At 73.4% G+C, this 11,583-nt stretch carries 10 protein-coding genes; 7 read left to right on the forward strand and 3 right to left on the reverse strand.

The window, feature by feature from the left end; genetic code table 11:
• Window positions 1-237: 237 nt before the first annotated feature.
• Window positions 238-1,062 carry a L,D-transpeptidase family protein gene (locus tag RIF68_RS12985; protein WP_309051365.1) on the reverse strand — a complete coding sequence of 275 codons (825 nt, stop codon included), beginning with the start codon at window positions 1,060-1,062 and terminating at the stop codon, window positions 238-240.
• Window positions 1,063-1,304: 242 nt separating this feature from the next.
• Between RIF68_RS12985 and RIF68_RS12990 the strand changes: the two genes are divergently transcribed.
• Genes RIF68_RS12990 through RIF68_RS13000 form a run of 3 tightly spaced genes read left to right on the forward strand, consistent with a single transcriptional unit; the run spans window position 1,305 to window position 4,481 of the window.
• Window positions 1,305-2,894, forward strand: coding sequence for a methylmalonyl-CoA mutase family protein (locus RIF68_RS12990; RefSeq protein ID WP_309051366.1), 1,590 nt, complete (start codon window positions 1,305-1,307; stop codon window positions 2,892-2,894).
• A gap of 47 nt (window positions 2,895-2,941) precedes the next feature.
• Entirely contained in the window at window positions 2,942-3,601 is a 660-nt protein-coding gene (gene leuE / locus RIF68_RS12995; protein WP_309051367.1) for a leucine efflux protein LeuE, read from the forward strand.
• Between the two features lie 58 nt (window positions 3,602-3,659).
• Entirely contained in the window at window positions 3,660-4,481 is an 822-nt protein-coding gene (locus tag RIF68_RS13000; protein ID WP_309051368.1) for a MerR family transcriptional regulator, read from the forward strand.
• 105 nt (window positions 4,482-4,586) lie between these two features.
• Here the strand turns inward: RIF68_RS13000 and RIF68_RS13005 are convergent, their stop codons facing one another.
• Window positions 4,587-5,903 carry an alpha-2,8-polysialyltransferase family protein gene (locus RIF68_RS13005; protein ID WP_309051374.1) on the reverse strand — a complete coding sequence of 439 codons (1,317 nt, stop codon included), beginning with the start codon at window positions 5,901-5,903 and terminating at the stop codon, window positions 4,587-4,589.
• 152 nt (window positions 5,904-6,055) lie between these two features.
• On the reverse strand, window positions 6,056-7,105 hold the full coding sequence (locus tag RIF68_RS13010; RefSeq protein ID WP_309051369.1) for a glycosyltransferase family 2 protein: 1,050 nt from the start codon (window positions 7,103-7,105) through the stop codon (window positions 6,056-6,058).
• 220 nt (window positions 7,106-7,325) lie between these two features.
• On the opposite strand from RIF68_RS13010, the gene RIF68_RS13015 reads away from it, so the two are divergent.
• The 4 genes from RIF68_RS13015 to RIF68_RS13030 form a co-directional block, all read left to right on the forward strand.
• Window positions 7,326-8,624 (forward strand): DUF6716 putative glycosyltransferase, encoded by a 1,299-nt coding sequence (locus RIF68_RS13015; RefSeq protein WP_309051370.1) that lies wholly within the window; start codon window positions 7,326-7,328, stop codon window positions 8,622-8,624.
• A complete protein-coding gene (locus tag RIF68_RS13020; protein ID WP_309051371.1) occupies window positions 8,624-9,835 on the forward strand; it encodes an acylneuraminate cytidylyltransferase in 1,212 nt (403 codons plus the stop codon). The genes RIF68_RS13015 and RIF68_RS13020 overlap by 1 nt, the downstream gene beginning before the upstream one ends.
• 9 nt (window positions 9,836-9,844) lie before the next feature.
• A complete protein-coding gene (locus RIF68_RS13025) occupies window positions 9,845-10,738 on the forward strand; it encodes an N-acetylneuraminate synthase family protein (protein ID WP_309051372.1) in 894 nt (297 codons plus the stop codon).
• Window positions 10,735-11,583, forward strand: an 849-nt coding sequence (locus tag RIF68_RS13030; RefSeq protein WP_309051373.1) for a hypothetical protein, incomplete at its 3' end; no start/stop codon positions are given. The genes RIF68_RS13025 and RIF68_RS13030, both read left to right, overlap by 4 nt.

Consider the following 11,583-nt stretch of genomic DNA (forward strand, 5'->3'; position numbering starts at 1 on the left):
GGGGCCGGGCCGGGAGCGCCCCGAAGAACCGTTCCTGACACTCTTCCGGGCCGGGTGTAACACTTCGCGGCCCGTCGGCGCAGTAATGAGTGAGCCGACTGGTCATCGGCGGCGCGGCGAGCCGGGGTTCCCCCCGTACCTACGGCTCCGCGCACCCGGCGCGGGTGGGGCACGTTCCCCCGGTCCCACCCGCGCCCTCTCCTTTCCCGGGCCCCTCCGGTCCCCGCCCCGGGGACGTCACCAGTGGACGACGACCTTGTCGCCGACCTTCACCTGGTCGAAGAGGGCCGCGAGCTTCGCCCGGTCCCGGACGTTCACGCAGCCGTGCGAGGCCCCGCCGTAGCCGCGGGCGGCGAAGTCCGACGAGTAGTGCACCGCCTGGCCGCCGCTGAAGAACATCGCGTACGGCATGGGCGTGTGGTAGATCGTCGACGTCCATTCCCTGGCCTTCCAGCCCACGCTGAACGTGCCCTCGCGGGTCGGGGTGTTCTCCGAGCCGAAGCGGACGTCCATGGACGACACGACCCGGCCGTCGATCATCCAGGCCAGCGTCCGGCTCTCCTTGCTGATGCACAGCACCCGGCCCGTCATGCAGCGCGCGTCGGGGGTGTCCAGCTCGTTGGTCGTGGAGGGCTTCAGCTCGTCGGCCGTCGGCTCCTTCGAAACGGCGAGCAGCCGGTCCCAGGTCGCCGTGTCCACCGTGCCCGTCGACGGCAGCCCGCGCCTCTTCTGGAAGGCCTTCACGGACCCGGCGGTCATCGTCCCGTAGAAGCCCGTGGGCGCCCGGTCGAAGTGGTCGAGCTGCCGGAGCCGCGCCTGCAGCTCACGGACCTGCTCGCTCTCGTCCCCGTCGTCCATCAGGACCTTCGCGGCGGTGCCGGGAGTGGCGCCGGAGGACGAGGCGCCGGGCGAAGGGGCCGCGGGCGAAGAGGTCCCCGCCGGCGGGGCCGTCGACGGGCCCTTGGTGCCGCGCCCGGCGCCCCCCGCGCCGGGGCCCGCCGCCTGCGCCGTACAGCCGGCCGCCAGAACCACGGCCGAGGCCGCCAGGACCACTCTGCGCATGACGGAAGAACGCCTCATGAAAGCCCCCCGGAAGAACGAATGTCGTGTGTACGGAGGGATGTTCCCGGCACCCGCGCGGTTGCGCGCGTGACCGAAACGAGACGGGCATGCTGTGAGGAAGGTCCCAGCGTGCTGCTCTCCACCCGGCCGCACGCCCACGGCTACAGTCCGTCGCGAGGGTCGGTACCGCTCAGTAGTGGCTGAGGCGGCAGCATTCGCAGGTCTATCGGGAGGCACAGCACATGGCGCGCGAGTCGGAGTCGGGACTGCCCATCGAACCGGTCTACGGACCGGAGGCCCTGGAGGGCTGGGACCCCGCCGAGAAGCTGGGCGAGCCGGGCTCGTACCCCTTCACCCGCGGCGTCTACCCGAGCATGTACACGGGCCGCCCGTGGACCATGCGCCAGTACGCCGGTTTCGGCACCGCGGTGGAGTCCAACGCCCGCTACAAGCAGCTCATCGCGAACGGCACGATGGGCCTGTCCGTCGCCTTCGACCTGCCCACCCAGATGGGCCACGACTCCGACGCGCCCATCGCCCACGGCGAGGTCGGCAAGGTCGGCGTCGCCATCGACTCGATCGACGACATGCGCGTGCTGTTCGACGGGATCCCGCTGGACAAGGTCTCCACCTCGATGACCATCAACGCCCCCGCCGCCCTCCTGCTGGTCCTCTACCAACTCGTCGGCGAGGAGCAGGGCGTCCCGGCCGACCAGCTCACCGGCACCATCCAGAACGACGTGCTGAAGGAGTACATCGCCCGCGGCACGTACATCTTCCCGCCCAAGCCGTCCCTGCGGCTGATCGCCGACATCTTCAAGTACTGCAAGGCCGAGATCCCGAAGTGGAACACCATCTCGATCTCCGGCTACCACATGGCGGAGGCCGGCGCCTCGCCCGCGCAGGAGATCGCGTTCACCCTCGCCGACGGCATCGAGTACGTCAGGACCGCCGTCGCCGCCGGCATGGACGTGGACGACTTCGCGCCCCGCCTCTCCTTCTTCTTCGTCGCCCGTACGACGATCCTGGAGGAGGTCGCCAAGTTCCGCGCCGCCCGCCGGATCTGGGCCCGGGTCATGAAGGAGGAGTTCGGCGCCAAGAACCCCAAGTCGCTGATGCTCCGCTTCCACACCCAGACCGCAGGCGTGCAGCTCACCGCCCAGCAGCCCGAGGTCAACCTGGTGCGGGTCGCCGTCCAGGGCCTCGCGGCCGTCCTCGGCGGCACGCAGTCCCTGCACACCAACTCCTTCGACGAGGCCATCGCCCTCCCGACGGACAAGTCCGCCCGGCTCGCGCTGCGCACCCAGCAGGTCCTGGCCTACGAGACCGACGTCACCGCCACCGTCGACCCCTTCGCCGGCAGCTACGTGGTCGAGAAGATGACCGACGACGTCGAGGCCGCCGCGCTGGAACTGATGCAGAAGGTCGAGGAGCTCGGCGGCGCGGTCAACGCCATCGAGCGCGGCTTCCAGAAGAGCGAGATCGAGCGCTCCGCCTACCGCATCGCCCAGGAGACCGACAGCGGCGAGCGGGTCGTCGTCGGCGTCAACCGCTACACCATCGACGTCGAGGAACCCTACGAGCCGCTCCGCGTCGACCCGGCGATCGAGGCCCAGCAGGCCGAGCGGCTCGCGAAGCTGCGCGCGGAGCGCGACCAGGCGGCCGTGGACGCCGCCCTCGCCGAACTGAAGAAGGCCGCGGAGAGCGACGCGGGCACGGCCAACGTCCTCTACCCGATGAAGGACGCCCTCAGGGCCCGCGCCACGGTCGGCGAGGTCTGCAACGCGCTGCGTGAGGTCTGGGGCACCTACGTCCCGACGGACGCCTTCTAGACGCACGTCACAGCGGAGTGTCGTACCCACGTGCGACACTCCGCTCCATGCTGGGTGTCACCGATCTGCCGACCTATCTCGCGGGCCTCGTCCTCATCATCCTGCTGCCGGGGCCGAACTCGCTGTACGTGCTCTCCGTCGCCGCCCGCAGGGGCACCCGGACCGGGTACAAGGCCGCGGCCGGAGTCTTCACCGGCGACGCGGTGCTGATGACCCTGGCCGCGCTCGGCGCCGCCTCGCTGCTGCAGACCACGCCGCTCCTCTTCCTGATCGTGAAGTACGCCGGGGCCGGGTACCTGGCCTGGATGGCGTACGGGATGCTGCGGGCCGCCCGGGCGATGTGGCGGTCCCGCGGGGAGACGGACGCGGAGGGCCGGGTGGACGCGGAGGCGGCGGGGCCGGGGGAGCGGCCGTACCGCAGGGCGCTGCTCATCAGCCTCTTCAACCCCAAGGCGATCCTCTTCCTCATCTCCTTCTTCGTCCAGTTCGTGGACCCGTCCTACGCCTACCCGGCGCTGTCCTTCCTGGTCCTCGGCACGCTCCTCCAGCTCGGCAGCTTCCTCTACCTGACGACGCTCATCTTCGGCGGGACGCGCCTGGCCGCGGCCTTCCGCAGCCGCAAGCGGCTCTCGGCCGGGGCGACCTCCGCCGCCGGAGCCCTCTTCCTCGGCTTCGCCGTGAAGCTCTCGCTCAGCAGCGCCGCCTGACGCCGGGACGGCGGCGCTTGACCCTCACACCGTGTGAGGCCGTTCCGTAGGGGGCGTCATGTTCACCATCGGAGAGTTCGCCCGGCACGGGCGGGTGTCGGTCCGCATGCTGCGTCACTACGACGCCGTCGGACTGCTGCGCCCGGCCCGCGTCGACCCGCACACCGGCTACCGCTCCTACACGGCGGACCAGCTCGCCCGGCTCAACCGCGTCATCGCGCTCAAGGACCTCGGCTTCACCCTCGACCAGGTGGGGGCGATCCTCGGGGACGAGATCGGCGCGGAGGAGCTGCGCGGGATGCTGCGGCTGCGCCACGCCGAGCTGGAGGCGGCCGTCGAGGCGGCGCGGGCCCGGCTCGCCCAGGTCGGCGCGAGGCTCCGAGCCATCGAGAGCGAGGGACGCATGTCCACGCAGGACGTCGTCGTCAAGAAGATCCCCGCCGTCCGGACCGCCGAGCTGAGCGCCGTGGCCGCGAGCTTCGGCCCGCAGGACATCGGCCCGGTGATCGGGCCGCTGTACGAGGAACTGTGCGCCCGCCTGGAGGCCGCCGGGGTCACCGGCTTCGGACCGGCGATCGCCTCGTACGAGGACTCGGGCCGCGGGGACGGCTCGGTCCTCGTCCACGCCGGGACGACCGTCCCCGAGGGAACGGCCGTCGAGGGCGTGGAGGTGCGGGTGCTGCCCGGCATCGAGGAGGCCGCCACCGTCATCCACCGGGGCGCCATGGACGACATCCTGCCGACCGCCCAGAACCTGGCCGCCTGGATCGGCACCAACGGCTACCGGTCGGCCGGCTACGCCCGGGAGCTGTACCTGGAGGTCCCCCGGGACAAGGGCGCGTGGGTCACCGAACTCCAGGAACCGGTCACCCGCGCCTGACCGCCGGTGCGGGGCGGGGCCGGGACCCCCGCACGGGTTCCCGGCCCCGCCCCGCCCCGCGGCCCCCGCACGGGCCCCGGGCGGAGGGGTTCCGGTGTTCCCCCGCTACTTCCGCAAGGCCTTCCGCAGCCGCAGCGCGCGGCGCGCCAGGCGGCGGATCTTCGGGTGGCGGGGGACCGGGAGGCCGCCCGGCAGGTTCAGGACCGTCAGGCGGCGCAGGCCGAAGTGGTGGCGGGTGCGGTCCGCGAGGGGGCCCGAGAGGTGCCGTACCGCCGCCTCGCGCAGGTCCGGGCGGATCTTCGGCTGCATCGCGAAGCCGACGGCGCCCACCAGGTCGTTGAGAGCCGGCACGCTTTCCACCGGCTCCCGCACCGCCCCGGCTCCCTCCGCGTCCTCCAGCGGCGGGACGACCGCGTCCACGACGGTGAGCGGGATCCGGTTGCTGTTCTGGTACGGGGTGAGCCGTGCGAGCAGGCTCTCCGTGCCGACCCGGGCGACCGGCAGCCCGTAGAAGGTGTGCGCGGTGAGCAGCGCCGTGGAGAAGCAGCCCACCACCAGTGCCGGCCGCAGCTCGCGGAAGAGGACCTCGGCGAGGACCGGCCGGTGTTCCACGGTCAGCGTGGCGCCGAGCCGTTCCGCCTCCTGGACCAGGGCCCGGGACCAGGCGTCCGGTGCCGTCGGGTGCGGCTTGAAGACGAGCCGCCGGTGGCCGCGGGCGACGGCGCCGCGCACCATCCGCAGGTGCAGCTCCTCCTCCTCGGCGGGCGTCATCAGGTTCAGCGCCGCCAGGTACTGGCCGAGCAGCAGCGCGGCGCCCCCGTCCGGGGCCGGGGCGGCCGGCCCGCCGTCGCCGGCCAGCTCCTCCACGACCGAGGTGAACGCCTGGGACGGCACCGTCTCGGGCACCGCCCCGAACTCCGCGAGCAGCAGCGGTGACAGGCCGGGCACCAGATCGAGGTGGAGCAGCCGCCGCACCCGGCCGCCGATGAGCGGGTCGATCTTGTTGCGGGTCGGCCCGTAGCTCATCAGCCCGTCGGCGTAGACGGTGATCGAGGCGTCGGGGAGCAGCTGGGCGACGGCGAGCGCCGGGGTGACCTGGATCGACTCCACGGCGAGTTCGATCCGGTCGTCGCCCAGCCGCCACAGCTTGCGCAGATGCCGCTGGAGCAGCGGCAGGTCGCTCGCCCGGGGCGTCCAGCCGGCCGGGTGGAGCGGGGAGATGGTCTCGTTCCACGAGAGCACGGCGTCGAAGCGGTCGCGCAGGCGGGCGAAGCCCTCGGCCTCGTCGAGCGCCGGGGTGGTCTCGGGCACGGCCGCGTTGTTGGTGACGAGCAGCAGGCGCCGGTCGGCGGGGCCGAAGCGGCCGCTGTCGATCGCGGCGGCCAGGGTCACCGCGCCGTACAGGGTGGAGGCGCAGAAGATCTGCGTCGTCCGGGGAACGGGGCGGGAGGCCGGGGCCGGGTCCGGTGCCGGGTCCGTGGGCCGGTCGGCGCGCGAGGTGGTGTCCGGGTCCGTGGGCCGGTCGGCGCGCGAGGCGGTGTCCGGGGTCGTGGGACGGCCGGTGCGGGAGGTGCTCACGCCGCCACCTCCGCCGAGGCCGCGCCGCGTCCGGCCGTCGTCGCCGTCCCGGGCGGTGGCGGCGCAGGCGGTCCGGCGGGCGGGTCCAGCGGGCGCCGCCGGCGCAGCCTGCGCAGCAGCGCCGCCCGGTCCCCGCCCATCGCCTTCAGTGCCTCGTCGAGGACGTCCTGCGGCATGCGCCGCAGCGCGCCCGCGCTCATCCCGGTCAGCTGCCGGGCCACGTCCGGCTCGAATCGTCCGATCGAACCGATGTGATGGGAAATCACCGCGCAATAGGTGCGCACGGCTTTGGGGAGAAGCCGGTCGGCCTCCGGATCCTTCGCCGTTTCCTCGATCACCTGGTCGAATGCGCGAATGAAATCCAATTGCCGCACGTCACCGATCTGCGTGAGGGAGGTCGCCACCCCGCGCCGGTAGAAGACGCCCAGCTCGTCGAGGGCGGCGAAGGATTCCGCCTCGCGGTGCAGCCGCCAGATCCACGGCCGGTCCTCGGCCGTGCGCAGCCCGTACGGAAAGTGCAGCAGGCCCCGGTCCAGGAGCCGCCGGTGGTAGATCCCGGCCCAGGCGTACGGGTAGTCGACCGAGGTCGTCCGGTGCGCCGGCAGGATCGCGTCGCGGGGCCGCAGCACCTCGCGGCGGCGGGGGACCGGCACCCGGCGCACGCCCCGGTTCCGGCCGGTGACGGAGACGTGGTCGGTGCGCACGAAGTCGCAGCCCAGTTCCTCGGCGGCGGCGACCAGGCGGGCGTAGTAGCCGTGGGCGAGCCAGTCGTCCCCGTCGAGGAAGGTCACGTACTCGCCGCGGGCGGCGTCCAGGCCGGTGTTGCGGGCGGTGGCGAGGCCCTCGTTGCGCTCGTGCCGGATCAGGACCGCGCCCGGGAGCTCGCGCGCGGCCCGTTCGAGGAGCTCCGGCGTCCCGTCGGACGAGCAGTCGTCGACGAGCAGGAACTCGAAGTCCTCGCGGGCGTTCGCGCGCAGGGAGGCGAGGGTGTCGGGGGCGTATGTCTGCACGTTGAAGAACGGCACGACGACGGAGAGCTTGACCACGCGGCCGACGCTAGGCGCCGCATCCGGCATTCCCGCCGACCGGTGGGCGGATATTCGGTGAACACCAAGAGGCGGGCGCCTTAACCGCCTTTCCAGGTAAGGAAATCCGCCGCCCCGGACCCCTGGTCACGGGCCGCTTCAGAAGTCGGAGAGGCGCTGTTCACCCTTTGTTGTGGCCCAGTTGGGCCGAAAAGCGGAATGCCCTTCTAGCGTCCTCGGCGTGCCAGCAAGTACCAGAGAAGCGGTACGGGTCGCCGTGCTCGCCGACTCCGACACCCGGTGGAAATGGGGTGCGCTCACCGCGCGCCGCCTCGCCGGGACGACGGTGGAGCCCGCCGAACCCGCCGGATTCGTCCTGCGCGGCCGCGCCACCCCCACCGCCCGCCAGCTCGCCGAGACCGGGGCGGCCACGACCGCTCCGCGCGAGGTGACGGGAGCGGAGTTCCTGCGCGCCGTACGGGACGCCGAGACGCGCGGCGAGGGGTACGACGTCCTCGTCCTCGCCCTGGTCGGCGGCACCGTCCGGGCCGTCCTCCAGGGCCTGGCCGACCTGGCCCTCGCGCGCCGCCCGGTGATCGTCACCGGCTACGTCGGCGTCGTCTACGAGAAGCTGACCGACGGCCTGCTGCTGCGCCACGGCGCCGATGTCGTCCTCGCCAACTCCCGCCATGACGCCGAGCGTTTCCGGGCCGTCTACGAGGGCGTCGGCGCCGCCGCCGACGCGGTGGTCGAGGCCGCCCTGCCCTTCCTCGGCGGCGCCCCCTACACGCCCCTGGCCGGCCGGGACACCCTGGTCTTCGCCGCGCAGCCCTCCGTGCCCGCCACCCGTGCCGAACGCGCCTACGTGCTGCGCCGGCTGATCGGGCACGCCCGGCTCCACCCGGGCCGCGAGGTGCTGCTCAAGCTGCGCTCCAAGCCCGGCGAGCACACCACGCACCTGGAGGAGTACCCGTACCAGAAGCTGGTGCGCGATCTCGCCCCACCACCCAACTTCCGCCTGGTGTACGGACACATGGGCGAGATCCTGGACCGCACCGACCTGCTGGTCACCGTCTCCTCCACGGCCGCCCTCGAAGCCCTCCACCGGCGCGTCCCCACCGCGATCCTCACCGACCTCGGGGTCCGCGAGGCCCTCGGCAACCACCACTTCGTCGGCTCCGGCCTGCTCACCTCCTTCGACCGGCTCGACAAGGGCACCGTCCCCGAGCCCGACGGGACGTGGCTCGCCCGCCAGGGCGTCGCCTCCGACAGCCCGTACGAGGCCGCCTTCGACGCCGCCCGCGAGCGGGTCGCGGAGCTCCTCGCCCGGCCCTCGCTGCCCCCGATCACCCCCTACTACACCGCGGAGACGGCCCCCGGCTACCTGCCGGGCATCCTCGCCCGCCACCGCCTCGACGTCACCGCGCCCGAGCCCCGCGACAGCGGGCTGCGCCGGATCGTCCGGGAGGCGGCGCGCGGCGCGTACCGCCACGGCGTGCAGCGCGTGGCCCCCGTCGTCCGCCGCCTGGGAGAGCTCTGATGACGACCACCCCCACCGTTCTCGCCGTGATCCCGGCCCGGGGCGGCTCCAAGGGCGTCCCCGCCAAGAACCTGGCCGCCGTGGCCGGGGTCCCGCTGGTGGCCCGGGCCGTCCGCGCCTGCCTCGGCGCCCCGCCGGTCACCCACGTGGTGGTCTCCACCGACGACGCCGCCATCGCCGCCGCCGCCCGGACCGCCGGGGCCGAGGCCGTCCAGCGGCCCGCCGGGCTCTCGGGAGACACCGCCACCAGCGAGTCCGCCGTCCTGCACGCCCTGGACGCCTTCGAGGCCACCCACGGCCGCACCGCCGACGTGGTCCTCCTCGTCCAGTGCACGAGCCCCTTCCTCACCTCCGCCGAGATCGCCGAGGCCGCCGGCCGGATCCTCTCCGGCGCCGCCGACACCGCCTTCACGGCCGCCCCCTCGCACGGCTTCCTCTGGCGCGAGACCGACGGCGGCGCCGAGGGCGTCAACCACGACAGGGCCCACCGCCCGCGCCGCCAGGACCGCGAACCCGAGTACCTGGAGACCGGCGCCGTGTACGCCATGGACGCGGCCGGCTTCCGTACCCGCAAGCACCGCTTCTTCGGCCGCACCGCCCTCGTCGTCACCGACCCGGCCCGCGTCCTGGAGATCGACGACCCGCACGACCTGGCCCGCGCCCGGGCGCTCGCGCCCCTCCTCGACGAGCCGGTCACCCCGCGCTTCGACGACATCGACGCCGTCGTCCTCGACTTCGACGGCACCCAGACCGACGACCGGGTCCACCTCGACGCCGAAGGCCGCGAGTTCGTCTCCGCGCACCGCGGCGACGGCCTCGGCATCGCCGCCCTGCGCCGCGCCGGGCTGCCCGTCCTCATCCTCTCCACCGAGCAGAACGCCGTCGTCGCGGCCCGCGCCCGCAAGCTCAGGATCCCCGTCCTGCACGGCATCGACCGCAAGGACCTCGCCCTCAAGGAGTGGTGCGAGGCCGAGGGCGTCGACCCGCAGCGCGTGCTCTACGCCGGCAACGACGTCAACGACCTGCCCTGCTTCCACCTCGTCGGCTGGCCCGTCGCGGTCAGCAACGCCCACGACTCCGTACGGGCCGCCGCCCGCGCGGTCACCGTCACCCCGGGCGGCTCCGGCGCGATCCGCGAGATCGCCGGCTGGCTCCTCGGACCCGACCTCCACGTCCCCGCCGCTTCCCCCGGCGCCGTCCCCAACGCGTAAGGAACCCCCATGAACACCCGTCTGCGCACCCTCGGCAGCAAGACCGCCGGCCCCGGCCGGCCCGTCTACATCACCGGCGAGATCGGCATCAACCACAACGGCGACCTCGACAACGCCTTCGCCCTCATCGACGTGGCCGCCGAGGCCGGCTGTGACGCCGTCAAGTTCCAGAAGCGCACCCCGGAGATCTGCACCCCGCGCGACCAGTGGGACATCGAGCGCGACACCCCCTGGGGCCGCATGACCTACATCGACTACCGCCACCGCGTGGAGTTCGGCGAGGACGAGTACCGCGCCATCGACGAGCACTGCCGCAAGCGCGGCATCGACTGGTTCGCCTCCCCCTGGGACACCGAGGCCGTCGCGTTCCTGGAGAAGTTCGACGTCCCCGCCCACAAGGTGGCCTCCGCCTCGCTCACCGACGACGAGCTGCTGCGCGAACTGCGCGCCACCGGCCGCACGGTCATCCTCTCCACCGGCATGTCGACCCCGAAGCAGATCCGGCACGCGGTCGAGGTCCTGGGCAGCGACAACATCCTGCTCTGCCACGCCACCTCCACCTACCCGGCCAAGGCCGAGGAGCTGAACCTGCGCGTGATCCAGACGCTGCAGGAGGAGTACCCGAACGTCCCGATCGGCTACTCCGGCCACGAGACGGGCCTCCAGACCACCCTCGCCGCCGTCGCCCTCGGCGCCACCTTCGTCGAGCGCCACATCACCCTCGACCGGGCGATGTGGGGCTCCGACCAGGCCGCCTCCGTCGAGCCGCAGGGCCTCCAGCGCCTCGTCCGCGACATCCGCACCATCGAGACCGCCCTCGGCGACGGGATCAAGAAGGTGTACGAGTCGGAGCTCGGCCCGATGAAGAAGCTCCGCCGGGTCCAGGGGCTCGACGCCGCATGACCGCGCGGCTGGCGTTCGTCGAGAGCCCGGTCCAGCTCCTGAACGTCCTGGAGTGGGCCCACGCCCGGGCGGCCACCACCGCCCCGGCCCCCGGTCCGGCCCCGGCCGGCCCCGCCCAGGGAACCCCAGCCCCCACCAGCGCCACCACGGGGCCCGGTCCGTCCCCGGGCGCCGACGGGCTCACCGTCGTCGTCCTGTCGCCGACCGACCCGATGTCCCGGGGCCAGCTGCGCCGCATGGCGCAGCTGGCCCGGGACGAGGGGTTCACCGTGCACTGGCAGGAGGCCCGCGGCGGGCGCGGCGCGCTCGTGCGCACCCTGAGGCGGCTCGCCGGACCGCTCCGGGCGGCCGAGCGGGTGATCATCGGGGACCCGTTCTCCCGCTACGTCCAGCTGCTCCTGACCCTGTTCGGCCCCCGGCACCTCACCGTCGTCGACGACGGCACCGCCACCATGGAGTTCGCCGCCCAGCTCGGCGCGGGCGAACGCCTGGTCCGCTGGCACCGCAAGGGCCGGCTCGGCCCCCGCGAACTCGCCCTCGCCCCCGTCACCTCGATGGCCCGGCGGCGCCTCGCCCCCGGCAGGGCCCGTACCGTCGAGATCTTCACCTCGCTGCCGGTGGAGGCCCCGCCCGGCACCACCGTCACCGAGAACCACTACACCTGGACCCGCGCGCGCTTCGGGCCCCCGGCGCTGACCGGCGGAGCCGACCTGGTGGGGACCTCCCTGGTCGAGACCGGCGTCGTCGACGCCGACCAGTACCTGCGGGTGGTCACCCGCCTCGCCCGGACCCACGGCGCCACCCGCTACTTCGCCCACCGCCGCGAGAGCGCCGAGAAGCTGCAC

Origin of the sequence: Streptomyces sp., assembly GCF_031178505.1 — a bacterium.
GTDB classification, from domain to species: Bacteria; Actinomycetota; Actinomycetes; order Streptomycetales; family Streptomycetaceae; genus Streptomyces; species Streptomyces gulbargensis.